This is a genomic window from Brachybacterium sp. (genome assembly GCF_036379615.1).
GTDB lineage: Bacteria > Actinomycetota > Actinomycetes > Actinomycetales > Dermabacteraceae > Brachybacterium.
In genome coordinates, this window is sequence record NZ_DASVGJ010000036.1 from 113,755 (window position 1) to 138,302 (window position 24,548).

The 24,548-nt window shown below is 71.0% G+C and carries 23 protein-coding genes; 8 read left to right on the forward strand and 15 right to left on the reverse strand.

What is annotated here, in order from left to right; genetic code table 11:
- Positions 1 to 4: 4 nt before the first annotated feature.
- A complete protein-coding gene (locus tag VF289_RS07065; RefSeq protein ID WP_330882495.1) occupies positions 5 to 1,102 on the forward strand; it encodes a GNAT family N-acetyltransferase in 1,098 nt (365 codons plus the stop codon).
- 177 nt (positions 1,103 to 1,279) lie between these two features.
- Here the strand turns inward: VF289_RS07065 and guaA are convergent, their stop codons facing one another.
- The 3 genes from guaA to VF289_RS07080 form a co-directional block, all read right to left on the reverse strand.
- The gene (gene guaA / locus VF289_RS07070) at positions 1,280 to 2,890 is read right to left on the reverse strand and encodes a glutamine-hydrolyzing GMP synthase (protein ID WP_330882497.1); all 1,611 of its coding nucleotides are present in this window, start codon (positions 2,888 to 2,890) and stop codon (positions 1,280 to 1,282) included.
- Positions 2,891 to 3,015: 125 nt separating this feature from the next.
- Complete coding sequence (locus tag VF289_RS07075; RefSeq protein WP_330882499.1) at positions 3,016 to 3,435, reverse strand: DUF3817 domain-containing protein; 420 nt, start codon at positions 3,433 to 3,435, stop codon at positions 3,016 to 3,018.
- 3 nt (positions 3,436 to 3,438) lie between these two features.
- Entirely contained in the window at positions 3,439 to 4,356 is a 918-nt protein-coding gene (locus VF289_RS07080; protein WP_330882501.1) for an SURF1 family protein, read from the reverse strand.
- 188 nt (positions 4,357 to 4,544) lie between these two features.
- On the opposite strand from VF289_RS07080, the gene pta reads away from it, so the two are divergent.
- The 3 genes from pta to VF289_RS07095 all read left to right on the forward strand — a co-directional run bounded on the left by pta (position 4,545) and on the right by VF289_RS07095 (position 8,816).
- Complete coding sequence (gene pta / locus VF289_RS07085; protein ID WP_330882502.1) at positions 4,545 to 6,653, forward strand: phosphate acetyltransferase; 2,109 nt, start codon at positions 4,545 to 4,547, stop codon at positions 6,651 to 6,653.
- Positions 6,650 to 7,975, forward strand: a complete 1,326-nt coding sequence (locus VF289_RS07090; protein WP_330882503.1) for an acetate kinase — start codon at positions 6,650 to 6,652, stop codon at positions 7,973 to 7,975. Before pta ends, VF289_RS07090 begins: the two co-directional genes overlap by 4 nt.
- Positions 7,976 to 8,249: 274 nt before the next feature.
- Positions 8,250 to 8,816: a hypothetical protein gene (locus VF289_RS07095; RefSeq protein WP_330882504.1), complete on the forward strand. Its 567-nt coding sequence runs from the start codon at positions 8,250 to 8,252 to the stop codon at positions 8,814 to 8,816.
- Between the two features lie 31 nt (positions 8,817 to 8,847).
- Here the strand turns inward: VF289_RS07095 and VF289_RS07100 are convergent, their stop codons facing one another.
- The 4 genes from VF289_RS07100 to VF289_RS07115 form a co-directional block, all read right to left on the reverse strand.
- Entirely contained in the window at positions 8,848 to 9,597 is a 750-nt protein-coding gene (locus VF289_RS07100) for a hypothetical protein (protein WP_330882506.1), read from the reverse strand.
- 144 nt (positions 9,598 to 9,741) lie between these two features.
- A complete protein-coding gene (locus VF289_RS07105; RefSeq protein WP_330882508.1) occupies positions 9,742 to 10,275 on the reverse strand; it encodes a hypothetical protein in 534 nt (177 codons plus the stop codon).
- Positions 10,272 to 11,267, reverse strand: a complete 996-nt coding sequence (locus tag VF289_RS07110) for a hypothetical protein (protein WP_330882510.1) — start codon at positions 11,265 to 11,267, stop codon at positions 10,272 to 10,274. Before VF289_RS07110 ends, VF289_RS07105 begins: the two co-directional genes overlap by 4 nt.
- Before the next feature lie 16 nt (positions 11,268 to 11,283).
- Entirely contained in the window at positions 11,284 to 12,393 is a 1,110-nt protein-coding gene (locus tag VF289_RS07115) for a GuaB3 family IMP dehydrogenase-related protein (protein WP_330882512.1), read from the reverse strand.
- Between the two features lie 80 nt (positions 12,394 to 12,473).
- Here VF289_RS07115 and VF289_RS07120 point away from each other — a divergent pair, with 80 nt between their 5' ends.
- Positions 12,474 to 13,088 carry a hypothetical protein gene (locus VF289_RS07120; RefSeq protein WP_330882514.1) on the forward strand — a complete coding sequence of 205 codons (615 nt, stop codon included), beginning with the start codon at positions 12,474 to 12,476 and terminating at the stop codon, positions 13,086 to 13,088.
- Positions 13,089 to 13,162: 74 nt separating this feature from the next.
- On the opposite strand, the gene VF289_RS07125 is transcribed toward VF289_RS07120, so the two are convergent.
- A complete protein-coding gene (locus VF289_RS07125) occupies positions 13,163 to 13,879 on the reverse strand; it encodes an exonuclease domain-containing protein (protein WP_330882516.1) in 717 nt (238 codons plus the stop codon).
- A 184-nt stretch (positions 13,880 to 14,063) separates the two neighbouring features.
- Here VF289_RS07125 and VF289_RS07130 point away from each other — a divergent pair, with 184 nt between their 5' ends.
- Positions 14,064 to 14,498: a VOC family protein gene (locus VF289_RS07130; RefSeq protein ID WP_330882518.1), complete on the forward strand. Its 435-nt coding sequence runs from the start codon at positions 14,064 to 14,066 to the stop codon at positions 14,496 to 14,498.
- A gap of 51 nt (positions 14,499 to 14,549) precedes the next feature.
- Here VF289_RS07130 and guaB read toward each other — a convergent pair whose 3' ends face one another.
- On the reverse strand, positions 14,550 to 16,049 hold the full coding sequence (gene guaB, locus VF289_RS07135) for an IMP dehydrogenase (RefSeq protein WP_330882520.1): 1,500 nt from the start codon (positions 16,047 to 16,049) through the stop codon (positions 14,550 to 14,552).
- A 297-nt stretch (positions 16,050 to 16,346) separates the two neighbouring features.
- Between guaB and VF289_RS07140 the strand changes: the two genes are divergently transcribed.
- Entirely contained in the window at positions 16,347 to 17,987 is a 1,641-nt protein-coding gene (locus VF289_RS07140) for an inorganic phosphate transporter (protein WP_330882522.1), read from the forward strand.
- Positions 17,988 to 18,054: 67 nt separating this feature from the next.
- Here VF289_RS07140 and VF289_RS07145 read toward each other — a convergent pair whose 3' ends face one another.
- From VF289_RS07145 to groES, 5 genes are all read right to left on the reverse strand, one after another.
- A complete protein-coding gene (locus VF289_RS07145; RefSeq protein ID WP_330882524.1) occupies positions 18,055 to 18,876 on the reverse strand; it encodes a hypothetical protein in 822 nt (273 codons plus the stop codon).
- Positions 18,873 to 19,868, reverse strand: coding sequence for a pseudouridine synthase (locus VF289_RS07150; protein ID WP_330882526.1), 996 nt, complete (start codon positions 19,866 to 19,868; stop codon positions 18,873 to 18,875). Before VF289_RS07150 ends, VF289_RS07145 begins: the two co-directional genes overlap by 4 nt.
- Complete coding sequence (locus tag VF289_RS07155) at positions 19,865 to 20,566, reverse strand: hypothetical protein (protein ID WP_330882528.1); 702 nt, start codon at positions 20,564 to 20,566, stop codon at positions 19,865 to 19,867. Before VF289_RS07155 ends, VF289_RS07150 begins: the two co-directional genes overlap by 4 nt.
- A gap of 345 nt (positions 20,567 to 20,911) precedes the next feature.
- Positions 20,912 to 22,498, reverse strand: coding sequence for a chaperonin GroEL (gene groL / locus VF289_RS07160; RefSeq protein ID WP_330882530.1), 1,587 nt, complete (start codon positions 22,496 to 22,498; stop codon positions 20,912 to 20,914).
- Positions 22,499 to 22,503: 5 nt separating this feature from the next.
- Positions 22,504 to 22,800: a co-chaperone GroES gene (gene groES / locus VF289_RS07165; protein ID WP_330882532.1), complete on the reverse strand. Its 297-nt coding sequence runs from the start codon at positions 22,798 to 22,800 to the stop codon at positions 22,504 to 22,506.
- Positions 22,801 to 23,376: 576 nt separating this feature from the next.
- On the opposite strand from groES, the gene VF289_RS07170 reads away from it, so the two are divergent.
- Positions 23,377 to 23,550 carry a hypothetical protein gene (locus VF289_RS07170; RefSeq protein ID WP_330882534.1) on the forward strand — a complete coding sequence of 58 codons (174 nt, stop codon included), beginning with the start codon at positions 23,377 to 23,379 and terminating at the stop codon, positions 23,548 to 23,550.
- A 69-nt stretch (positions 23,551 to 23,619) separates the two neighbouring features.
- Here the strand turns inward: VF289_RS07170 and VF289_RS07175 are convergent, their stop codons facing one another.
- The gene (locus tag VF289_RS07175) at positions 23,620 to 24,474 is read right to left on the reverse strand and encodes a metallophosphoesterase family protein (protein WP_330882536.1); all 855 of its coding nucleotides are present in this window, start codon (positions 24,472 to 24,474) and stop codon (positions 23,620 to 23,622) included.
- Positions 24,475 to 24,548 lie beyond the last annotated feature (74 nt).

Genomic DNA, 24,548 nt, shown 5'->3' on the forward strand with positions numbered 1-24,548 from the left:
GCGGATGCTGCTGACCGATCACGTCCCGCCCACGATGCCCACCTCCCTGGAGGGCCGGCTGACCACCAGGGTGCCCATCGAGGCGGACGTCGACGCGGTCGTCGCGCTGGTCACCGCGGACATCCGCCGACACACCCCGGACGGGGCGGCCGACGAGGCCGGGGTGCGCTCGCGGATGGTGGGGCTGAAGTCCTGGGCCCGTCGACAAGTCGTGGTGGTGCCCGTCTCCGACGACGGCTCCCCCTCGCTCGACCAGGCCCCCGTCGGCTGGATCGCCCTGGAGGACCGGGCCACCGGCCGCACCAACGTCCAGTTCGTGATCGCCGAGGACGCCCCTGAACGGGACGCCCTCGCCGCCGCGCTGCTGGACTGGGCGGTCGAGGTGGGCGGCTCTTTCGCCCGGGCCCGCGGGGTGGAGCGCACCCAGCTGGACGCCGATGCGAACGAGCTCGACACCGACCGCGGCCGCCTTCTCCAGGCGGCGGGCTACTCGATGGTGCGCACCTGGCTGCACATGCGGCGGCCCGTCGATCCCGCCGAGGCCGACCAGCTGCCCGCACCGCGCGCGGGCACCCGGGTGCGGCAGGTGCACCGCCACGAGTCCGGGCTCCCCATCGCCCAGGACGTGCGCACCGTGCACCGGATGCTCGAGGAGTCCTTCGCCGACCACTTCAACTCCTACCGGGAGTCCTTCGCCGAGTTCGTCCAGCGTCTCATCGAGAACCCCGAGGAGGCGGGCTGGGACCACTGGTGGATCGCCGAGATCGACCGGGGCGGCGTCTGGCTGCCCGCCGGAGGCCTGGTCGCCGCCGTGGTCCCGAGGACCGAGACCCTGGGCGAGGGCACCTACCTCGAGTACCTGGGCGTGCATCGCTCCGCCCGCGGGCACGGGATCGCGAAGGCGCTGCTGAACGCCTCGATCCTGGACGCCATCGAGCGGGGCCGCACCCACGTGGACCTCGAGGTCGACGACGACTCCCCCACCGGCGCCGACGGACTCTACGGTGCGATGGGCTGGGAGTCCTTCGAGCGCACCCGGTCCTGGCACTCCTCGGCACCGACGCACCCCTCGCGCCTGCTCGAGCCGCCGCCCCAGCACTGAGCGGCCCCGCAGCTCCGGCTAGCGTGTCGTGCCCGGCCAGCGTGACGAAGCGGGGGGAATCCCGGCCGGATTCCCCCCGCTTCGTCACACTCGCGAGCTCTGTGGGCGATGCTCTGTGGGCGAGCTCTGCGGGCGATGCTCGGCGACTCAGCGCGCCTCACGCCCGGTGGGTGCGCCTCACTCCCACTCGATGGTGCCGGGGGGCTTGGAGGTGATGTCGAGGGTGACGCGGTTGATCTCGCTGACCTCGTTGGTGATGCGGGTGGAGATCTTCGAGAGCACGTCGTAGGGCACCTTGGCCCAGTCCGCGGTCATCGCGTCGTCGCTGGTGACGGGGCGCAGCACGATCGGGTGTCCGTACGTGCGGCCGTCGCCCTGGACGCCCACGGAGCGCACGTCCGCCAGCAGCACGACGGGGCACTGCCAGATGGTGCGATCCAGGCCCGCGGCGGTCAGCTCGGCGCGGGCGATCGCGTCGGCCGCGCGCAGGATGTCCAGGCGCGCCTTGGTGACCTCGCCGATGCTGCGGATGCCGAGGCCCGGGCCGGGGAACGGCTGGCGCCAGACGATCTCGTCGGGCAGGCCGAGCTCGGAGCCGACGGCACGGACCTCGTCCTTGAACAGGGCGCGCAGCGGCTCGACCAGTTCGAAGGAGAGGTCCTCGGGCAGGCCGCCCACATTGTGGTGGCTCTTGATGTTCGCCGCGCCCTCGCCGCCGCCGGACTCGACGACGTCCGGGTAGAGGGTGCCCTGGACCAGGAAGGTCTTCGGTGCGGAGGCCGCGGTGTGGGCTGCCTCCCCCATCCCCTCGACGACACCCTGCTCGCGCAGGATGTCCGCCTGGGCCTGCTCGAAGCTGCGGATGAACTCGCGGCCGATGATCTTGCGCTTGGTCTCGGGATCGGTGACCCCGGCGAGCGCGGTGAGGAACTGCTCCTCTGCATCGACCATGACCAGCTTCGCACCGCCGGTGGAGTCGCCGAAGGCCTGCTCGATCTGCGCGGACTCGTCCTGGCGCATGAGGCCGTGGTTCACGTACACGCAGGTGAGGCGGTCACCGATCGCGCGCTGCACGAGCGCGGCGGCGACGGCGGAGTCCACGCCGCCGGAGAGGCCGCAGATCGCGGTGCCCTCGCCCACCTGGGCGCGGATCCGCTCGAGCTGCTCCTCGATGACGTTGCCCGTGGTCCAGGCCGCCTCGATGCCCGCGCCGCGGTGCAGGAAGTTCTCGAGCACCTCCTGGCCGCGGTCGGAGTGGCCCACCTCGGGGTGCCACTGCACGCCGTAGAGCCGCTTCTCGGTGTTCTCGAAGGCGGCGACGGGGCTGCCGGACGAGGTCGCGACCACCTCGAAGCCCGCGGGGGCCGCAGTGACGGAGTCACCGTGGCTCATCCACACGTTCTGCTCGAGATCCTGGCTGCTGAGCAGCTGCGAGGTGCCGTCGATGCTCTCCAGTCGGGTGGCGCCGTATTCACGCACCCCCGTCGGTGCGACGGTGCCGTCCAGCGCCGCGGCCATGGACTGGAAGCCGTAGCAGAGCCCGAGGACCGGCACGCCGGCCTCGAGCAGCGCCGGGTCCAGGCGCGGGGCGCCCTCGGCGTAGACGGAGCTGGGCCCGCCGGAGAGGATGATCGCGCGAGGCTGCTTGGCCAGGATCTTCTCGGCGGGCATCGAATGCGGGACGACCTCGGAGTAGACCCGGGCCTCCCGCACGCGGCGGGCGATGAGCTGTGCGTACTGGGCGCCGAAGTCGACGACGAGGACGGGGCGCTGGTCGGTGTCGTTCACCCGGCCGAGTCTACGTGCGAGGCCACCCCGCGGGCGCTCGCGTCCGGCCCGCGAGGGCGCAATCCTCGTCACGCTCCGCGTCGTGCGTCGTGCGTCGGCTTCCCGCTTCCGCGCGGCCGGTGCGCTCAGGAGCGGGCGTCGTCGGCCGACCGGGCCTCGTCCTGCAGGGTGGGCCGACGGGCGAGGTCCGACTCGACCTTCTGATGGGTCCAGCGCTCCCCGAAGAAGGACAGCACCGGGATCACGCCGAAGAACATCAGCAGCAGCATCCGCGGCAGGCCCCAGCGCATCTTGATCCACAGGTCGAAGGCGAGGACCACGTAGACCATGTAGATGAGGCCGTGGATCGGGGACCAGGTCTTGGAGATCTGGGTCCAGGTGTCGGAGGTCGTGGTGAACGGTCCCTCGCCGCCGAACACGACGTAGCGCATGATCATGATCGCCACCAGCACCAGCAGCGCGATGCCCTCCACGATGGAGGCCACTCGGAAGCGGGCGAACGAGGTCCTGGCGGCGGTTTCGTCGAGGGGGCGGGGTGCGGGCACGGGTCACACGTCCTTGTCGGTGGGAGAGGGAGCGGCCGACGGGGCGGCCGGGGAGCGAGAGGAGCCGACGCCGGCCGGCGCAGGCTCGGTGGACACGTCGACAGGCTCGTGCGAGTGGTCGTCGGGCTCAGCGGCGCCGCCGTCGGGCTCGTGGAGCATCTCCTCCATCGCCTCGCGGCGATCGGCGACCTCGTCGAGGTGCGCGGCACGGACCGAGCGCCACCACAGGTAGAGGAAGAAGCCGCCGAACAGCACCCACTGCAGGGAGTAGCCGATGTTCTGCCAGTTCAGTCCACGGGAGAACTCCGACTCCGCGGCGGGCAGGGGCTGCAGGGCACCGGCCGGATCCTCGAGCGCGACATAGCCGGCGAACATCGGCGAGCCCCACTCGTTGACCAGCAGAGGAGTCGCGATCTCGGCGGCGACGCCCTGGTCCACACCGCTGGAGGCTGCCTCGCTGGCCTCGAGCCGGCCACTGATCTCGACCTCGCCCTGCGGGGGCGCGGGAGCCATCGAGGGATCCACCTCGCCGTCGGCACCGGTGAGCTCCGCCGCAGGGAGCCAGCCACGGGCGACCGGGAGGCGGGCCTGCGTGCCGTCCTCGAGGTCCAGCAGCAGGGAGGAGACGACGAGCACCGCCTCGGTGCCCCCGATGTTCCTGGCGGGCACGACCACCTGTTCACCGGGCACATAGCGGCCGGTCGCGGTGACGGTGTCGCCCACGATCGAGTTGGTGACGGCATCTCCCACCCCGACCACGTCACGGATGTCGCCGAGCTGCTGGGAGCCGGCGGCGTCGGCCGTGATCGCCTGGTGGGCGCGGTCCCACTGCCAGGTGGCGAGCAGACCGCACACCACGGTCGCCACCACCATCAGGGCGAGCAGCCCCAGGAATCGGGGGCGGAGGGCGACGCGGAGCATCCCCCCATGGTACGAGCCGCCGCTGGGACGGACCCCGGGCAGCGACCTCTCTCACACCCTTTCCCGTCAGCTCGCGCACCCGTCCCCGTCAGCCTCCCCGATGCCATCCCTCGACCACCTCGCCCCCGGTGGAGATCCGCACCCACTGGTCCCGTCCCACCGGCCGATCCCGCCTCTATGCTGGAGCCGTGTCCCAGAGTGTGTATATCGCCAGCCCGGAGGGAATGACCGGCAAGTCGATGGTGGCTTTCGGTCTCCTCGAAGCCCTCGCCTCGCGGTCCGACCGCGTCGGGGTGTTCCGCCCCGTCGTCCAGTCCGATCGCTCCCGTGACTACGCCGTCAACCTGCTGACCAGCCACCCCGCGGTCGACCAGGCCTACGAGGACGCGATCGGGGTGGACCATCAGCTGGTGCTCTCCGATCCCGACACCGCGCACGAGCGGATCCTGGCCCGTCATCGCGAGCTCGCCGAGCGCTACTCGGTGCTGGTGGTCCTGGGCTCGGACTACGACGACCTCGCCAACCCCACCGAGCTCGCCTTCAACGCCGAGGTGGCCGCCAACATGGGCGCCCCCGTGGTGGTGGTGCTGTCCGGCCTGGATCGCAGTCCGGACCAGATCGCGGCGCTGGCCGCCGTCTCCGTGGGCGAGTTCGGAGGCCATCACGCGCTGCCGATCGCCGTGGTCGTCAACCGGGCCGAGACCGGATCGCTCGATGCGATCCGGGACGCGGTCTCCGCGAAGGTCCCCGGCCCGCTGGTGGCCGCGATCCCTGAGAACCCGGTGATCCTCGCCCCCTCGGTGCAGGAGCTGAAGGACTCCGTGGGCGGCACCCTGCTGCAGGGGAATCCCGAATGGCTGGAGCGTGTCGCGGTGGGCACGGTCATCGCCGCGATGAGCCTGCCCAACGTGCTCAGCCGCCTCACCGAGAACTGCACGGTCATCGCGCCCGGCGATCGCTACGACCTGCTCCCCGGCCTGGTCATGGCGCAGCAGTCCGGCACCTTCCCGGCCCTGTCCTCGATCGTGCTGACCGGCGGCTACGACGTGCCCGAGGAGGTGAGCCGATTGATCTCCGGCGTCCAGCAGGACCTGCCGGTGCTGGCCACCGACCTCTCCACCTTCGAGACCGCGGTGAAGGTCGCGAAGTCCCGCGGCCGGCTCGACGTGGCCAGCCCGCAGAAGATGGATGCTGCCCGCCGCGCCGTCGCCGAGCACCTGCCGATCCCGGAGATGCTCAGCGCCCTCGAGGTGAGCCGCAGCGAGGTCGTCACGCCCATGATGTTCGAGTTCGAGCTGCTGGCCCGGGCCCGAGGGGCGAAGAAGACCATCGTGCTGCCCGAGGGGGACGAGCCGCGGATCATCGCCGCCGCCGAGGCGATCCTCGCCCGCGGTGTCGCCGATCTGGTGCTGCTGGGCGAGGAGAACTCCATCCGCGCGAAGGCCTCCCAGCTCGGTCACGACATCTCCGAGGCCCGCGTGGTCTCCCCCCAGGACGAGGAGCACGTGGAGCGCTACGCCGCGGAGTACGCGCGGCTGCGGGCGAAGAAGGGCGTCACCCTCGAGCAGGCCCGGGAGAAGGTCCAGGACGTCTCCTACTTCGGCACCATGATGGTGCAGCTGGGAGAGGCCGACGGCATGGTCTCCGGCGCGGTCCACTCCACCGCCCACACCATCCGGCCCTCCTTCGAGATCATCAAGACCAAGCCGGGCGCGAAGATCGTCTCCTCGGTGTTCCTGATGGCGCTCGAGGACCGTGTGCTGGTCTACGGCGACTGCGCGGTGAACCCCGATCCGACGGCCGAGCAGCTGGCGGACATCGCGGTGCAGTCCGCCGCGACCGCCGAGCAGTTCGGGATCGACCCCCGCATCGCGATGCTGTCCTACTCGACCGGCACCTCCGGCACCGGCGCGGACGTCGACAAGGTCCGCGAGGCCACCTCCCTGGTGCGCGCCGACGCGCCGCAGCTGGACGTCGAGGGCCCGATCCAGTACGACGCGGCGGTGGACGCCTCGGTGGCGAAGACCAAGCTGCCGGACTCCTCGGTCGCCGGCCGCGCGACCGTGTTCGTCTTCCCGGACCTGAACACCGGCAACAACACCTACAAGGCCGTCCAGCGCTCGGCCGGGGCGATCGCCATCGGCCCTGTCCTGCAGGGGCTGAACAAGCCGGTCAACGACCTCTCCCGCGGAGCGCTCGTCGACGACATCATCAACACCGTGGTGATCACCGCCATCCAGGCCCAGGCGGCCGATGCCGAGACGGCCGCGACGAACGAGACGAAGGAGAACGCATGACCTCCCCCTCCCCCGCCGGTGCTGCCAGCTCGTCGTCCGTCGGCACCGCGTCCGACGGCACCGCGTCCGACGGCACTGCGTCCGACGGCGCCGAGCACGTCCCGGGCCTGCCGGACGCCGCGACGGTGCTGGTGCTGAACTCGGGCTCCTCGTCCCTGAAGTTCCAGCTGCTGGACCCGGTCGCGGAGGAGGTCTTCGCCTCCGGCGTCGTCGAGCGGATCGGTCTGGACGGCGGGGTCGCCCGCCTGGAGACGGGCTCGGTCACCCAGCCGTTCCAGGGCGAGGTGCCCGACCACGTCGTCGCCATGGAGGTGGTGATGCGGCTGTTCGAGGAGGCCGGGCTCTCCCTCGAGGAGGCGAACGTGGTGGCGGTCGGGCACCGGGTGGTGCAGGGCGGTGCGCGCTTCTCGGCGCCGAAGCTCATCGACTCCTGGGTGCGGGACCAGATCGCGGATCTCGGGGCGCTCGCGCCGCTGCACAACCCGGCCGCGGTCGACGGCATCGATGCGGCCCGCAAGCTGTTCCCCTCGATCCCGCACGTGGCCGTCTTCGACACCGCGTTCTTCACCTCGCTCCCCGAGGCGGCACGCACCTACGCGCTGAACAAGCAGGTCGCGGACGAGTACCGCATCCGCCGCTATGGCGCCCACGGCACCAGCCACCGGTACGTCTCCGAGCAGGTCACCGAGCATTTCTCGGCGAAGGGGAAGGACGTCTCGGATCTGCGCCAGATCGTGCTCCACCTCGGCAACGGCGCCTCCGCCTCGGCCGTGCGCGGCGGAGAGCCGGTGGACACCTCGATGGGGCTCACCCCGCTCGAGGGCCTGGTGATGGGCACGCGCACGGGAGACATCGATCCGGCGGTGTACGCGCACCTCTCGCGCAGCGCGGGGATGGGCATCGACGAGATCGACACCCTGCTGAACAAGCACTCCGGGATGCAGGGATTGTGCGGGATGAGCGACTTCCGCGACATCACCGCCGCGATCCGTGACGGGAACCAGGATGCCGAGCTCGCGATGCAGGTGTACGTGCACCGGCTGCGCAAGTACGTCGGGTCCTACGCCTTCGTGCTCGGCGGTCTCGACGCGATCGCCTTCACGGCGGGGATCGGCGAGAACGTGCCGGAGGTGCGCGAGCGCCTGCTGGCGGGCCTCGAGGGATTCGGCATCCAGCTGGATCCCGCGCGCAACGCCGAGCGCGCCAAGGGCGTGCGGGTCATCTCCACCGACGACTCCCCCGTCACGGTGCTGGTCGTTCCCACCGACGAGGAGCTCGCGATCGCTCAGCAGTCCCTCGAGCTCGCCCGCGCACAGAGCTGAACGGACGCCGCCGACGAAGAGCGGTCTCCCGTCGGCCGGGCAGGAGCGTCGCATGGTCGACGTGGCGGACACCGCGATCATGAGCTTCGGCCCGGCGACCTCCGCGGTCCTCGAGGCGCGTGCCCCTGCACCCACGGGCTCGGCCGCCCCGCACGTGTGGTGACGCGCGCGGTCCTCCCCGCCGGCCGTCCACCGGGGAGTCCTCCCCATGGGCGGAACGCTCCCGGGGCCCTACTCTGAGTGCAACCGTTCCGCACAGCGCAGGGGGATCTCGATGTACCAGCAGCCTCAGGGCTATGGCCAGCCGTACGGCGACGCCCCGCCGCCGCGCCGGCGCCGTGGCCTCAAGCGAACCATCTTCGGGGTGCTGGGGATCCTCGCCAACGGCGTCGGCCTGGTGGTGATGCCGTTCCTGGTCGGCATGATCGGTGCCGTGCTCACCGTGGGGGCCTCGCAGAACCTCACCGCACTCGATCCTCAGCACGCCACGATCGAGGGGGACTCGATGCGCGTCTACTCCCTCGCCGTCCCTGCGGAGCACACGGGCACCGTGGAGTGCGCGGTGACCGGCGGCGACGCCGTGCTCACGTCGGAGAGCTCCGACTACTCCGTCGGGACGATCGACGGCACCGACTACTACGACGTGTACGACCTGCAGATCTCGGGCAGTGACGAGGTGACCGTGGAGTGCACGGGCACGGAGGCGCTGGGGCTGTGGGATGCCGGCATGGGCGGGACCCTCATCAGCTTCGGCATCGGATTCCTGGTGCCGGTCGTGCTCGGTCTGCTCTCCGTGGCGCTGACGATCTGGGGGATCGTGGCGCTGGTGCGTTCCACCTGAGCGCGCCCGCGGCCGTTCCGCTCCGAATCGGTCAGCCGCGGTTCTCCTCCGCGGGGCTCGCGATGTCCGCCTCGTCGGCGCCCTTCCCCTCGGCATCCGCCCCGGCCTCGAAGAGCCGAGCGCTGCCACTGGTGTACAGCGAGGTCGGCGTATACCCCGCGTAGACCGAGGTGGGCGTGTAGACCGGGGTCGAGGTCTCGAGCGCCTCGCCCAGCGGCTCGACCGCCCGCTGCGGCGAGGGCGAGAGCGGGGTGGTTGAGAGCCGGGCCGTCAAGTTCACCGGCGCGGCCGACGCCACAGGCTCGGTGGCAGACGCAGACGATTCTCCGGAGACCACCGGTTCAGCCGGTTCCCCAGTCTCTACAGGCACAGCCGACTCGGCCATGACCGCCGACTCCGCCGGCACAGCGTCCTCACCAGGTCCTGCAGCTGATCCGGTCGCGGCCTCCTGCTCCACCTCGTCACCGACGACGCCCTTGACCTCATGCTCGTCGGCGGGCGCGTCGACGTTCTTCTCAGAGCTCTCCTCGGTCGCAGCGTCCTCGAGTCCCGCATACCGCATCGTCGGGATCGGGTCCCGGTCCTCGGCGAGTTGGAGCGCTTCCTCGAGCGTCGTCGGCTGGGCCGTCTGCGGCCGGGGGCGCGGCCGTGACGAGCGGGGGCGCCGGCGCGGAGAGTCTCCGGAGAAGGAGTCGTCCTCGGACTCCTTGCCCGACTGCTTCATCGCGAACTGCACCAGCGCGAACACGACGACCATGACCACGACGCCGAAGAACTCCATGGAAGGCCCCTCCCCCGAACTCTCCTGAGGCAGATCATTGTGCCACTGCCCACCAGTCGGCATCGCACACCGGCCCATCGGCGGCGCACCACGACCTGCCGGCGGCGCACCTCGCGACCTGCGGGCGGTGCGCTCCGCGTGCTGTCAGCGGCGCAGCTCTGCGGCCCGTCGCTGCCCTGCCTCGAGGCAGGCGATCGCCCAGCCCTGATGGTCGTGGATCAGCTCGTCACGCCAGGGGATGCCGAGCACCTCGGCCATCTCCCAACGATCCTCGATGCTGAGGTCACGGAAGGGGGCGCTCGGGACGCTCAGCCGGCCGCCGTCCCGCCGGGAGTCGTCGTCCGATGCCGCGCCACCGGTCCGGGAGCGGGCGCTGCGGGCAGGCTCGTCCTTCCGGACCGGCCTCCGCGCCCCACCGGCCTGACGCAGCAGGGTCGGCACGATGAACAGCAGCCAGAGCACGAGCGTCAGAGGCAGGAATCCCGTGACAGGTCGCAGCAGCCACGGCACGATGTACGGCACCATCTCCGCGCGCAGGGTCCACGGCGCGAAGGGCAGCAGCACCACCAGTGCGAGCACGGCGGCGAGGAGCAGCAGGAGCAGTGCGCGGACCAGCAGCTTCCCGCCGTCTCCCCGCGTGGGCCGTTCCGTCTCCAGGGCGCGGTCGCGGTTCATCATGAGCGGCCACCGTCCGTCCCTGCCTCGTCGTCGGCCGCAGTCCTCGTGCCCTCGGCCTCAGCGCCCGCCTCCGCGGATCCCTCGCCCGTGCTCCCTGAGCCTCCGCCCGCACTGCGCTCGGAGCTGTACAGAGAGGTGGAGGTGTACACGGAACCGGAGTAGCTCGGCGTCCACCCCGGTGCTGACAGGTGGTCCCCGTCGGCAGCGTGCTCGGCGGTCTGCTCCTCGCCCCGGAGTGCCGGGCCCGCATCACGCAGCGGCTCGGCGCGGGACGCGACACCGCCCGCCTCCTCGACGACGGGCTCGGTGCCGGGCGAGGCATCACCAGGCGCCTCGGGCACCGGCGGGGTGCTGGGCGCGACACCACCGGGCTGCTCGGCGCGCCGGACACCAACAGGTCCCGTGTGCACCGCGCGCAGGATCTCGAGGACACCGCGGGCACCACCCGCCGTCTCGAAGTCCGTGTGCCAGGGCAGCCCGGCCGAGCGCGCCATCTCCCGCAGCTCCTCGACGCTGATCCGGAGACGACCGGTGTCCTGCTGGTCCTGCGCCAGGATCCGTCCGTCGTCGGAGAAGATGATCTCCTCCCCGCGCACCGGGCGGGAGCGGCGTGCTCCCTCAGCCGTGCGCGGCGAGCCAGCAGTCTGCGATGCGCTGTCGGCCGATGTGGCCGCAGCCGCCTCGTCGGCAGCCTGGGCCCTCCTCGCCGAGAACCACGGCAGCACGGCCAGGATCACGATCAGGATGACGGCCACGGACGGCGCGAAGCGGTTCCACAGCAGGTCCTGGAGGATGTAGGGACCCCGTCCGTCCAGCAGGACCCGCACCCAGATCTGGACGCTCTGGCCTGGCGTGGGAAACGGACCGTAGAACGGCCCGAACAGCAGGAGCATGCAGACTGCGGTGGTCAGCAGACCCAGTGCCAGCACCACCAGCGGGGGCAGCGCACGACGGGTCCGCGCGATGCCGCGACCGCCGGTCACCTCGCTCATAGGCCGCCCCGACGGTTCACGAGGTCGTCACGACCTCGATGCGCTGGAACTCCTTCAGGTCGAGGTAGCCCGTGGTGGCCATCGCATGGCGCAGCGCGCCGACGAGGTTGGTGGTGCCGTCTGCCGTGACCGAGGGGCCGAAGAGGATCTGTTCGAGCGGCCCGGCGGTGCCGACGGGCACTCGGTGGCCGCGGGTGAGCGTGGGGTGGTGGGCCTCGCTGCCCCAGTGGTGACCGCGCCCGGGTGCCTCTTCGGCGCGGGCGAGCGCCGCGCCGACCATGAGCCCGTCGGCGCCGCAGGCGATGGCCTTGACCAGGTCGCCGGAGCGGCCCAGTCCCCCGTCGGCGATGACGTGCACATAGCGGCCACCGGATTCGTCCATGTAGTCGCGGCGGGCCGCGGCGACGTCAGCCACCGCGCTGGCCAGCGGGACGGAGATGCCGAGGGTCTCCTGGGTGGTCTGGGAGGCGCCGCCGCCGAAGCCGACCAGCACGCCGGCGGCACCGGTGCGCATCAGGTGCAGCGCCGCGGTGTAGGTGGCGCAGCCGCCGACGATCACCGGGACGTCGAGCTCGTAGATGAACCTCTTGAGGTTCAGCGGCTCCCGGCCGGTGGAGACGTGCTCGGCGGAGACGGTGGTGCCGCGGATGAAGAACAGATCCACTCCGGCGTCCACGACCGTCTTCCAGTGCTCCTGGGTGCGCTGCGGGGACAGCGAGCCGGCGGCCGTGACCCCCGCATCGCGCAGCTGCTGGAGCCGATCGCGGATCAGCTCGGGCTTGATCGGCTCGTCGTAGACCGAGCGCATCACCTCGACGGCCTCGTCATCGGCGGCCTGGGCGATGCGGTCGAACTGCGCGGTCGGGTCCTCGTAGCGGGTCCACAGGCCCTCGAGGTCCAGCACCCCGAGGCCGCCGAGCCGGCCGAGCTGGATCGCCGTCTCAGGTGACATGAGGGAGTCCATGGGGGCGGCGAAGATCGGGATGTCGAAGTGGTAGGCGTCCACCTGCCAGGAGGTGGAGACGTCCTCCGGGTCCCGGGTGCGCCGGGAGGGGACCACCGCCACGTCGTCGAAGCTGTAGCTGCGGCGTCCCCGCTTGTTGCGGCCGATCTCGATCTCGCTCATCACGTCGGGCAGTCTACCGTCGCCGTCCCCCGCCCCGATCCCCGGGGCTGGCCAGGCGCGTCGCGGGCTACCGTGGCCGGATGCACCCCGACGACGCCCCCGGCCAGGATTCCGGCCCCGGCCCTTCCTCGGACCTCGCCCGGACCCCGCGACTCGACGCGCACGGAATGCCCGCAGGGACAGTCGACGGCGGGGAACCGGACGCGCAGTCCGTCCGCGAGCGCGGCCCCTCGCTGTGGGCACCGGCGCTGGTCGCCGTCGCCGGTGTCGCACTGACCGTGCTCGCGGTCGTAGAGCTGGTGCAGCCTCCCCCGGCCGCCGGAGAGGCACGGCCGATGGGCCCTCTGGCGCTGGCCGCGGCACTGGCCCTCGGCGGTTTCTCCCTCGCCCGGCAGCTGCAGCTGCTCGGCCTCGCGACCTCACGCTCGCGTCGCCGCGCGGCCGGAGCCGAGCTGCCGGAGGCGCCCTGGCAGCTCACCGAGGAGCATTCCCTGCACGGCATCTGGGTGATCGGGACGGGTGCCTCGGTCGCGCTGATGGGGCTGCTGGGGCTGTGGTCGCTGTGGGACGGGCGGCCCTCCGGCCTCGAGCCCGGCTGGCCGCTGCTGCTGGTCGGTGCGCTGACAGCCCTCGTCGGCCATCTCGTCCGGGTGCGCACCACCGAGGCGTGGGAGCGCGCAGGAGAGGCGCCGTGACCTGCTCGCGCAGGTGACCTCACGGGTCGGGCGTCGGGCAGGCGACCTGGTCAGGCAGGTGAGCTGGTCTGTGGTCAGAGCGGCCAGGCGGTGTTGACGTCCGGGGTCTTGCCCTTCTTCGTGAGCCACTCGTTCATCCCCTCGGCCCAGCGTCGGTGCCAGCCCGTCTGCTCCCGGTGCAGATCCTCGAGCGTCGAGCCGGCGACCTTCGGATACGTGGCGGCGATCGCGCGCACCACGTCCAGAGTGGCGGAGACGTCGACGTCGGCGGTGTGGAGGCGGCCATCCTGCTCGAGACCGTAGTGCGCGAGCACATCGGTGAGGGTGCGCTTGCCCTTGCGGTATCGGTCCACGCCGCGGTCCACGACGAGTCCGTCGATGACCGGGGCGATGTCGTGGCCGAGCCGCTGGGTGAGGGTGGGCAGGCCCAGGCGGGTCAGCTCGTTCTCGAGGATCGAGAGATCGAAGCTGATGTTGAAGGCGACCAGCGGGACGTCCTTCGCGAGGGCGTCGACGATCATGGTGGCGACCTCGTCGAGCGCGTCGGCGGCCCTCATCCCATGGGCTCGGGCGTGCTCGGTGCTGATGCCGTGCACGCGCTGCGCCGGCTCGGGGATGTCCATCTCGGGGTCGATCAGCCAGGTCGCGACGGTCTCGTTCTCCCGGCCCGGACCCACCGAGTGGACCAGGGCGACGGTGACGATCCGGTCGCTCGCCACGTTCGTCCCCGTGGTCTCGGTGTCGAAACCGAGCAGGGGGGCATCGATCCAGGAGGTAGTGCTCGCGCTCATGCGCCCAGCCTAGACGGGACCGCCGACGCCGGCGGCCGCGGGCCCGGCACTGTGGACAGAACGGAACGGGGGACTCTGCGGAACGGGGGACTCTGCGGAACGGTGGACACAGCGCCGCAGCGGAGGAAGGATCACCCGTGCCGTTCCCGGATCCCCGGACGGCACCCCTGGCCGAGGAGCTCCCATGCCCGCACCCGCGCTGTACCTGCACCTGCCCGGCACCGCCGCCGAGGCGCTGGAGTTCTATCGCGGGGTGTTCGGCGGCGAGGTCCAGCAGTTCACCTTCGCGCAGTTCGAGCGGACCGACGGCCCCGCCACGGCGATCGCTCATGGGCAGCTGGCCGGCGCGGTGGACCTGTTCGTCTCCGATGCCGGTGAGGCGGATGAGCCGTTCACCGCACGCGGGCTCATGGTGGCGCTGCTGGGCACTGCCGAGCCGACGACGCTGCGCACCTGGTTCGCCTCCCTCGCCGAGGGAGGCGAGGTGGTGGATCCGCTGCAGCGACGCCCCTGGGGAGATTCCGACGGGCAGGTGCGGGACCGCTACGGGGTGCAGTGGCTGATCGGCTACCAGCACGGCACCGACGCGGCGGCGCAGGCCGCGACCACCGCGGACTGAGCGGTCCGCCGTCGGTCCGCTCGCCGCGCCGTGTCGCGCCTCCGCCCCGGCTCAGTGCGAGCTGTAGTTCGGGGCCTCCATGATCGCGGCCATGTCGTGGGGGTGGGACTCCTTGAGTCCGGCCGCGGTGATGCGCACGAACTGGCCCTTCTCCTTGAGCTCGGGCACCGTGTTCGCGCCGACGTAGAACATCGACTGGTGCAGCCCGCCGGTCAGCTGGTGCACGACGGAACCGAGCTGTCCCTTGTAGGAGACACGGCCCTCGATGCCCTCGGGCACGATCTTGTCGTCGCTGGGGACGTCGGCCTGGAAGTAGCGGTCCTTGGAGAAGGACTTCTTGCCGCGCGAGGACATCGCGCCGAGCGAGCCCATGCCGCGGTAGGCCTTGTACTGCTTGCCGCCGACGAGCACGACCTCGCCCGGGGACTCCTCGGTGCCCGCCAGCAGGGAGCCGACCATGACGGTGTCCGCGCCCGCGACGAGCGCCTTCGCGATGTCGCCGGAGTACTGCAGGCCGCCGTCGCCGATCAGCGGCACCCCGGCGGGGCCGCAGGCCTTGGCGGCCTCGTGGATCGCGGTGATCTGCGGGACGCCGACGCCGGCGACCACGCGGGTGGTGCAGATGGAGCCCGGCCCCACGCCGACCTTCACGGCATCGGCCCCGGCGTCCACCAGCGCCTGCGCACCGGGGCGGGTGGCGACGTTGCCGCCGATCACCTGCACGTCGCGGAAGGCGGGATCCCCCTTGAGGGTGCGGATCATCTCCAGCGCGAGGCGGGCGTGACCGTTCGCGGTGTCCACCACGAGCACGTCCACGCCGGCGTCGCGCAGCGCCCCGGCCCGCTCGAGGGAGTCCCCGAAGAAGCCCACGCCGGCGCCGACCAGCAGGCGGCCCTGGCCGTCTTTGGAGGCGTCGGGGAACTGCTCGGACTTCACGAAGTCCTTGACCGTGATCAGCCCGGTCAGCCGGCCCTCGGCATCGACCAGCGGCAGCCGCTCGCGCTTGTTCTTGCGCAGCATGGCGGTGGCCTGCTCCGGGGTGACGTCCTCCGGAGCGGTGAACAGCTCGGTGGTCATCACGTCGGCGACCTTGGTGCTGGCCCACTCGGCGACCGGGATGAAGCGCAGATCGCGGTTGGTGCAGATGCCGATGAGACGCTCATCGGCGGCGACCACCGGCAGGCCGGAGACGCGGAACTGGCCGCACAGGGCGTCGAAGTCCTCGAGGGTGGCGTCGGGGCCGATGGTGACGGGGTTGGTGATGCGACCGGTCTGGGTGCGCTTGACGAGGTCGACCTGGTGGGCCTGGTCCTCGATCGAGAGGTTGCGGTGGAGGATGCCGATGCCGCCGTGCCGGGCCATCGCGATCGCCATCCGCGACTCGGTGACCGTGTCCATCGCGGCACTCGCCAGCGGGATCCGCAGGGAGATCTCGCGGGTGAGGCGACTGGTGGTGTCCGCCTCCGAGGGGATCACGTCGGTCTCCCCGGGCAGCAGCAGCACGTCGTCGTAGGTGAGTCCGATGAAACCGAAGGGATCCGCGCTCGTCATGGATCGATGGTAGCGGTGCGGACCGGGACCGTGCTGTCTCGCCCACCACAGCAGAGCTTCCCGCTCAGACCTCTGACCTGCGACGTCCCGCAGAGTGGGCGGGATCACGCGGGGTCAGCAGGCGCGAGCCCGACAGGTCGCGTTCTTCGGAAGCGCGGTCCCGGCGCACCGGATGTTCTCGCGATGTTCACCCTGGACGCGTTGACGGCCTAGAGTGGCCGCGCCCCCTCGCGGGGAGTGTCTGCTGCCGTTGCGCACCCGTCGCTCTCCCTCCTCCTCACCCCAGGGACACCGACGATGCCCGGCACTCCCCCTCAGACGACCTCCGATGCCCCCTCCGGCGCGGGCTTCCTCGGCCCGGACCGCAACTGGCATCTCGGCGCCGGCCTGATGACGCTGGCGACCGTGGTCGCCTTCACGATCTGGTCCTTCTCCCACACCGGGACCGACGTGAACGCCTTCCTGCTCGTCCTCGCGATCGCCTTCGGCTTGTTCATGGCGTTCAACATCGGCGGCAACGACGTCGCCAACTCCTTCGGCACCAGCGTCGGAGCGGGAACGCTGACCATGAAGCAGGCGCTCGTGGTCGCCGCCGTGTTCGAGGTCTCCGGGGCGATCCTCGCCGGCGGTTCCGTCACCGAGACCGTGCGCAGCGGCATCGTCGACATCGACGGCATGCACATGGACCCGCTGTCCTTCGCCTACATCATGATGGCGGCCCTGCTGGGTGCCGCCGTCTGGCTGCTGCTGGCCACCCGGATGGGGTGGCCGGTCTCGACCACCCACGCGCTCATCGGCGGGATCGTCGGTGCCGCGGTCACCACCGGTGCGGTCACCGGGACCGGTGGGTTCGAGATGGTCCAGTGGGGGGAGATCGGTCAGATCGCGATCTCCTGGGTCCTCTCCCCGCTGCTCGGCGGCATCGCCGCGTACCTGCTGTTCGGCGCGATCAAGCGCCACATCCTCGCGCCTGCCGCGCGCGCCATCGCCCTTGGCTCCCGCGGTTTCGACGACTCCGAGGACGACGACGAGGACGAGGACGAGGACGAGGACGAGCAGTCGCGCCACGTTCCCGGCTATGAGCGCGTCTCCGAGCTCCAGCAGTCCGCCTTCGCCGAGTCCGCCGCACTGGACCTGACGCCGGGAAGCCCGGGGGCGGAGCTCGCGGAACAGGCCTCGCACCTGTCCAAGAAGGAGCGCAAGTCAGCACGCAAGGTCGAGCGTCGGGCCGCTTACCACGCGCTCGAGAAGCGCGTGCCCCCGCTCGCCGCGGGTGCCGCCGTGCTGCTCGCGGCGATGCTCGTCTTCAAGGGCCTGAAGAACGTGGGACTGGACCTCACGCTCGGCAGCGGCGTGCTGCTGCTGGCGATGCTCGCGATGGCAGTGTGGATGGCCACCACCGTGTTCGCCCGCGCCCTGAAGAAGCAGTCGATCTCCCGCGCCACCTTCATCATGTTCAGCTGGATGCAGGTCTTCACGGCCTGCGCCTTCGCCTTCAGCCACGGCGCCAATGACATCGCCAACGCCATCGGTCCCTTCGTCGCCGTCCTCGATGTGCTGCGCACCGGCGCGATCGGCGAGGAGGCCGCGGTGCCGGCGGCGGCCCTGGTCGCCTTCGGCATCGCCCTGGTCTCGGGACTGTGGTTCGTGGGCCGCAAGGTGATCCACACCGTGGGCTCCGGTCTGACCGCGATGCACCCCTCCTCCGGCTTCGCCGCCGAGCTCGCCGCCGCCACGATCGTGCTGCTGGCCTCGGTGCTCGGGCTGCCGGTCTCCTCGACCCACATCCTGATCGGTGCTGTGCTCGGCGTCGGGATCGTCAACCACGCGGCGAACTGGAAGCTGATGCGGCCGATCTTCCTGGCCTGGATCATCACGCTCCCCGCCGCGGCCGGCATCGGCGCCGTCGTGGTCCTGGTGCTGCGCGCGGTCTTCTGAGGCGCACCGGAACCGCCTCGCAGCAGCGGTCTCCGCGCCGTCCGTCAGATTCGCCGGGTCTGCGGCCTCAGGGCCCGGGGTCCCCATCCCTCCGCGGCTCCTTGCCGCCGAGGACGCGCCGCACCCTGTCGAACTCGGCCTGGAACGCGGCGTCGTCCTCCGCGTACTCCTCTTGCCAGGGCATGCCGAGCCGCTCCGCCAGCTCGCGACGCTTCCGCTCCCGACGGGCGCGGCGCAGCTCCTGCACCACGAGGCCCCGCGACGGCGCCGGGCGCAGCCCGGCGGCGGCCTGGAGGACGCGCAGGCCGTCGAAGGCGGCGTCGTCCCAGCCGCTCTCGGGCACCACCCACTGCCGCAGAGGCGCCTCGTCCTCGGCGTCACCGCTCGGCCCCGCCCCCGCTGGTCCGTCGCCCAGCGGTCCGGCGCCGTGCAGCCCGATCAGCGCCATTCCGCCGCGCTCGGCGTCCCCTGTCGCGTAGCGGACCTGGCCGAGCGTGCCCCGATCGGTGATGCGCAGCCCCCGCCGCAGGGCGAGCGTGCCGGTGCGGTCGTCGAACAGCACCACCCGATGTGTCAGCACCAGCGGGACCAGCGCCCACAGCGCGAACAGCAGCCACAGGGCGAGGGCGCCCAGCAGCAGCTGTGCCCACGCGGGGGCGAGGAGCTGTTCGAGCAGTCCGTCGTGCCCGCCGCGCAGCCGGGTGCTCCGCCATTGCTGGAGCGCCGCCCCGCCGAAGGGGCTCAGCAGCAGCGAGACCAGGGGCAGGCCGATGAGCGCGCCGGGCACGTAGCGGGAGCGGACGCTGGGCCCCACGATGACCGCTCCCGACCGGGTGCGTCGCGGCGCGGGGACCGCGCCTGCCGATTCGAGGGGTCGGGGATCTGTCACCTGGACAGGGTACGAGACCCCGGGGTCAGCTCCCGTTCGCTGGTGAACTCCCGGCGCTCCGCCGTGAACGGGTCCTCGAAGGCGAGGCGGCGCGCGAGCAGCTGCAGGGGCATCCCCGGCTCCGGGACGGAGTGGGGATAGAGGTCCTCCCCCAGGATCGGGGCGCCGCGCGCAGCGAGCTGGACGCGCAGCTGGTGGGTGCGTCCCGTGCGCGGTGCGAGGCGCAGGTGACGCACGTCGTCCTCCCGCGTGGAGAGCACCTCGAGGACGGTCTCGGCGTTCGGCTCGCCCGGCAGCACCTGGGTCCTCAGCTCACCCCGTTCCTTGATCAGGCGGTCCCGCAGCACGGCCCGCTCCCCCGCAGACAGCGCCAGTGTGCACGCCGATGTCCGTGCCACAAGCGCCTCGTACTCCTTGTCCACCTCCCGGTCGGCGAAGAGCCGCTGGTAGGCAGGTCGCTCCTCGGGACGGATCCCGAAGGCGAGCACACCCGCGGTGCGCCGGTCCAGACGATGCAGCGGCACCAGCTTCTCGATCCCGGTCTCGCGGCGCAGTCGCACCAGTGCGCTGGCGAGCACATGCGCCCCGCGGGGCATGGTGGCCATGTCATGCGGTTTGTCGATCACCAGCAGGTGATCGTCCAGGTGCAGCACGGGGAGCTCGACGTCGGGGATCGCCTCGGGGCGCAGCTCGCGGTGGAACCACAGCTCATCGCCAGGTCGCACCGGGTCCTCGACGTCCCAGGCCCGACCGTCGGCGTCGACGATCTCCCCGGCGGCGAAACGAGCGGTGAGCGCGGTGGCGCCCGGGTCCGCGAGGGCGGGGAAGCGTGCCTGCAGAGCCTCGAGGGCTCCGGGAGCCTCGCCGTCGGCGGTGATCCCTGCGGGCACCAGCCAGCGCACCGCATCCAGCCCGTGGCGCTGTGCCAGGGGCGGGGGCCGACGCCGCGACCGGCGTCGGGCTGCACGCCCGGGTCGAGCTCCCGTGCTCACAGACCCCACACGATGAAGGTGAGCAGGTTGTGTCCGATGTAGAACAGCAGCAGCACGGCCAGGAGCAGATTGGGGTGCCGGTCCACGAAGCTCATCGCCTGGGGCGCCTGCCGGCGCAGCTCGGCGGGGGTGATCGCATCGATGTGCTCGATGCGCACCCCTGCCTCCCGCGCTCGGTGCAGCGCCATCTCCTGGGCGCGGGGGCCGAAGAACCGGCTGGAGACGGCCAGGAGCCGGCGGTCGTCGGGGTCCATCACGTACACGCCGTCGTACGCGGTCTCCGGGGCATCGAGCATCTCTGCCGGTGTGGCGCCGCGATCGATGTCTCTCGCAGCGATGACCAGACCCACCTCGTCCCAGCGCACCGGGCGGGTGCGGCGGAACAGGCTCCGCAGTTCGAAGCCCTCCGCGTCGAGGTGCAGCCAGGAGGTCAGCACCCGCAGGCACGCCACCGTCACCATCGCCGCGACGAGCCCCCAGAGGATCAGCGGGAGCGTGAACACCAGATCGTGCATCAGCGCCGGATCCCGCCACAGCCGCTGGCCGACGAAGCTGATGATCACCAGGAACTCGAGCACCACGACGAAGACGAACCCGACCACCAGCGTGCCGACCACCACGGAGACGGGTGGGCCGAAGGTCCGGGTGGGGAGGTGTCCATCCTGAACCGGCGTCGACGAGTCCGGGATGCTGATCACCACTGTTCCTCCGCCCGTCGACCCGATGTGACTCAGCCCATCTTAGGCCGTGCAGCGACAGTCCGGTGACGGCGCGCCCCGTGGCGGACAGGGCACGCCGTCGCTCCCGACCAGCACTGATGGACGGACGACCGCAGCCCGACGTCACCGCCCGCGCTGCACCGAGCGTGCTCGGGGTCAGCACGCTCGCCCCGCCCACCTCGTATCCCTCGGCGCCCGTCTGCGTGAAGCCCCGGACCCCGCCGGGAGCGGTCGCCGCACGACGACAGGGGCGGACGGTCCGGGTCTCCCCGGGCCGTCCGCCCCTGTGGAACGGGTGCCGACCTTCCGGTCAGCGCACCTCGATCACTCCTGCTCGTCGTCCTTCTTCTCGATGACGAGGGTCTCGGTCGTCAGGACCATGCCCGCGATCGAGGCCGCGTTGCGCAGTGCGCTGCGGGTGACCTTCACCGGGTCGATGATCCCGGCGGAGACGAGGTCGATGTACTCGCCGGTCGCGGCGTTCAGACCGGTGCCGATCTGAGCCTCCTTGACCTTCTCGACCACGACGTAGCCCTCGAGACCCGCGTTCTCGGCGATCCAGCGCAGCGGCTCGACGACGGCGCGGGCCACGGCGCGGACGCCCACGGCCTCATCGCCCTCGAGGCCGAGGCCGTCTGCGAGGACGGAGGACGCCTGGACGATGGCGCTGCCGCCACCGGCCACGATGCCCTCTTCGATGGCAGCGCGGGTCGCGGAGACCGCGTCCTCGATGCGCATCTTCTTCTCCTTGAGCTCCACCTCGGTGTGAGCCCCGACCTTGATCACGGAGACGCCACCGGCCAGCTTCGCGAGGCGCTCCTGGAGCTTCTCGCGATCCCAGTCGGAATCGGTGTTCTCGATCTCGGCACGGATCTGTGCGACCCGGTCCGCGACCGCCTGGTCGTCACCGGCGCCGCCCACGATGGTGGTGGAGTCCTTGGTGATGACCACGCGGCCGGCCTGGCCGAGCACGTCGGTGTCGACGGTCTTGAGGTCCAGGCCGAGGTCGGAGGTGATGACCTGAGCACCGGTGAGCACCGCGATGTCCTGCAGCATCGCCTTGCGGCGGTCGCCGAAGGCCGGAGCCTTGACCGCGGCACCCTTGAAGTTGCCGCGGATCTTGTTGACGACCAGCGTGGACAGTGCCTCGCCGTCGACGTCCTCCGCGATGATGAACAGCGGCTTGCCACCCTCGACGACCTTCTCCAGCAGCGGCAGGATGTCCGCCACGGCGGAGATCTTGCCCTGGTGCAACAGCACCTGGGCGTCCTCGAGGACGGTCTCCTGGCGGTCTGCGTCGGTGACGAAGTGCGGGGAGATGTAGCCCTTGTCGAACTGCATGCCCTCGGTGAAGTCGAGCTCCATCGCGGTGGTGGAGGACTCCTCCACCGTGATGACCCCGTCCTTGCCGACCTTGTCGAAGGCCTCGGCGAGCAGGTCGCCGATCTCGCGGTCCTGGCTGGACACGGAGGCGACGGAGGCGATCTGCGCCTTGCCGTCGACCGGGGTCGAGATCTCGGCGAGCTTCTCCGAGAGCGCGTCCACGGCCTTCTCGATGCCGCGCTTCAGGGCCGACGGAGCGGCGCCGGAGGCGACGTTGCGCAAGCCCTCGTGCACGATGGCCTGAGCGAGGACGGTGGCGGTGGTGGTGCCGTCGCCGGCCACGTCGTTGGTCTTGGTCGCGACCTCCTTCGTGAGCTGCGCGCCGAGGTTCTCGTAGGGATCCTCGAGCTCGATCTCACGGGCGATGGTCACGCCGTCGTTGGTGATGGTGGGGGCGCCCCACTTCTTGTCGAGGACGACGTTGCGGCCGCGGGGGCCGAGCGTCACCTTGACGGTGTTGGCGAGCTTGTCGACGCCGCGCTCGAGGGCGCGACGCGCGTCCTCGTTGTACAAGATCTCCTTGGCCATAGGGTTCAGGCCTCGATGATCGCGAGGATGTCGCGGGCGCCGAGGACGAGGAACTCGTCGTTGCCGTACTTGAGCTCGGTGCCGCCGTACTTGGAGAAGACGACCTTGTCACCGACCTTGACGTCCATGGGGACGCGCTCGCCCTTGTCGTCGAAGCGGCCGGCGCCGACGGCGACGACCTCGCCCTCCTGGGGCTTCTCCTTCGCGGTGTCCGGGATGACCAGGCCGGAGGCCGTGGTCTGCTCGGCCTCGAGCGGCTTGACGACGACGCGATCCTCGAGGGGCTTGATGGAGACCGACATGCGGCTCACTCCTTCATGAAGAGATGTGACTCTGCGTGAGTTATTGGGTGGCGGGATCGGTTCCCGATCGTCGTCGCGGTGCCGACCGGGGGGTGATCCCTGCGGCAGTCTCTGGCACTCTCGGCCGTCGACTGCCAACGAGGGCAACTGTAGGACCTCGGCTGGCACTCATGCAAGACGAGTGCCAGATGCACGCTCTCAGCAGATCTCCCCCCGTCCCTCGAGGGACCCCCTCCCACCTCCGAGCGAGCACCCTCGCACCTCTGCCTGCGGCACCCGCTCAGGAGGCCCACCTCGCCGTGGGCGTCGAGCCCGATCGAACACACCACGATCAACGGGAGGGGCACGCCCGGCATGCTGTCGCATCGACCAGCACTCTCCTGGCACCCGGAGAGATTTCGCGGATCAGGCGACGAGCACCAGGTCACACCCTTTTTGTGAAGCGGGCAACTTATGACCGAAAAGCCATGACGACAGCCTTGTCAAGGGGATAAAAAGAGGGTGTAGATCTTGCCGGAGCACCTGCGATCCAGGGCTTCGACGGTCACGCCACTCCTCTCCGAAAGGGCATCGATCATGACCTTCTTCCGCACCCTCAGCTCCGCTCTGGGCCGCCTCTCCGACCGCATGCAGGGCCAGGACGTCGAGCGCGATCAGCTCGTGCCCACCGGTCGATTCAACAGTGACGTCGCCGCGATCGCCCGCTCCCACTCCAGCCAGGGGATCAGCCCCATCGGGATGGACCGCTGAGCACCCCCCGCTGACGAAGCCCTTGCAGACCACGTCTGCGAGGGCTTCTGCACGTCCGGGGCGGCCCGCTCAGCGGCCTGCGGCCGCGACGATCTGCGCGACCTGCTCGGGCGTGAAGCGGTAGACCGGTGCGTCCAGGTCGCCGAGCACGTCCCCCCGGTTGGGATGCACCGCGCTGATCACCCGCGGCGCTCCCTCCCCGAGCTCCACCACACTCGCACCGGACAGCGCGAGCGACTGCTCGTGCGCACCCTCGGCGAGCGGGTCCACGACGTTGGTCACTCCTGGCGCCACCTGGACGGGGATCCCGCCGATCGCTCCCGTCATCGCATGGTGGTAGTGACCGGAGAGCACGATCTGCACGTCCGAGCCCTCGAGCACTGCCTCGAGCTCCGCGAGTCCGTCGAGATCCAGGGCGCGCAGCAGCGCGGTCGCGGCGACCAGCGGAGGATGATGCATCGCCAGCACCGTCCCTCCCGGCACGGGATGCTCCAGCACGTCACCCAGCCATGCGAGCTGCTCCGGCTCGAGATGCCCGTACCCGGCCCCGGGCACGCTCGTGTCCAGCACCACCACGCGCCCTCCGCCCGGCAGCTCCTCGACCCGGTCCTGCCGCTCGACCAGCCGCTGGCCGGGAGCGATGTCCGCACCGTAGACGGCGGAGACGTCATGGTTGCCCATCACCACCACGAGCGGCGCCCCGAGTGCCGCGGCGAATGGGTCGAGGATCTCGTGCAGCAGCCGATAGCTCCCGCTGGTGCCGTCCTCGGAGGCGTCCCCGGTATGGACCACGACGTCGATGCCGCGCAGGCTCTCGAGCCGCTCCAGCAGGCCGCGCAGGGCCGCCGCGGTGTCGATGCGGTCATAGTGCCGCGCCGCGGGATCGCCGTACAGATGGGTGTCGGTCAGGTGGAGGATGCGCATGTCGGAACCGTATCCATCACAGGTGTCCGGAGGGTGAAGTCGCCTCCCGCTTCAGCCCTGCCTTCTCGCTGATC

Excerpts from the sequence above, each read along its gene's own strand:
- VF289_RS07095 (WP_330882504.1), top strand. The coding sequence starts at position 8,250 with ATGTACCAGCAGCCTCAGGGCTATGGCCAGCCGTACGGCGACGCCCCG.
- VF289_RS07065 (WP_330882495.1), top strand. The coding sequence starts at position 5 with ATGCTGCTGACCGATCACGTCCCGCCCACGATGCCCACCTCCCTGGAG.
- groES (WP_330882532.1), bottom strand. The coding sequence starts at position 22,800 with ATGTCGGTCTCCATCAAGCCCCTCGAGGATCGCGTCGTCGTCAAGCCG.
- VF289_RS07105 (WP_330882508.1), bottom strand. The coding sequence starts at position 10,275 with ATGATGAACCGCGACCGCGCCCTGGAGACGGAACGGCCCACGCGGGGA.
- VF289_RS07090 (WP_330882503.1), top strand. The coding sequence starts at position 6,650 with ATGACCTCCCCCTCCCCCGCCGGTGCTGCCAGCTCGTCGTCCGTCGGC.
- VF289_RS07175 (WP_330882536.1), bottom strand. The coding sequence starts at position 24,474 with ATGCGCATCCTCCACCTGACCGACACCCATCTGTACGGCGATCCCGCG.
- VF289_RS07125 (WP_330882516.1), bottom strand. The coding sequence starts at position 13,879 with ATGAGCGCGAGCACTACCTCCTGGATCGATGCCCCCCTGCTCGGTTTC.
- VF289_RS07170 (WP_330882534.1), top strand. The coding sequence starts at position 23,377 with ATGACCTTCTTCCGCACCCTCAGCTCCGCTCTGGGCCGCCTCTCCGAC.
- VF289_RS07110 (WP_330882510.1), bottom strand. The coding sequence starts at position 11,267 with ATGAGCGAGGTGACCGGCGGTCGCGGCATCGCGCGGACCCGTCGTGCG.
- VF289_RS07120 (WP_330882514.1), top strand. The coding sequence starts at position 12,474 with ATGCACCCCGACGACGCCCCCGGCCAGGATTCCGGCCCCGGCCCTTCC.
- VF289_RS07100 (WP_330882506.1), bottom strand. The coding sequence starts at position 9,597 with ATGGAGTTCTTCGGCGTCGTGGTCATGGTCGTCGTGTTCGCGCTGGTG.
- VF289_RS07130 (WP_330882518.1), top strand. The coding sequence starts at position 14,064 with ATGCCCGCACCCGCGCTGTACCTGCACCTGCCCGGCACCGCCGCCGAG.
- guaB (WP_330882520.1), bottom strand. The coding sequence starts at position 16,049 with ATGACGAGCGCGGATCCCTTCGGTTTCATCGGACTCACCTACGACGAC.
- VF289_RS07115 (WP_330882512.1), bottom strand. The coding sequence starts at position 12,393 with ATGAGCGAGATCGAGATCGGCCGCAACAAGCGGGGACGCCGCAGCTAC.
- VF289_RS07140 (WP_330882522.1), top strand. The coding sequence starts at position 16,347 with ATGCCCGGCACTCCCCCTCAGACGACCTCCGATGCCCCCTCCGGCGCG.
- groL (WP_330882530.1), bottom strand. The coding sequence starts at position 22,498 with ATGGCCAAGGAGATCTTGTACAACGAGGACGCGCGTCGCGCCCTCGAG.
- VF289_RS07080 (WP_330882501.1), bottom strand. The coding sequence starts at position 4,356 with ATGCTCCGCGTCGCCCTCCGCCCCCGATTCCTGGGGCTGCTCGCCCTG.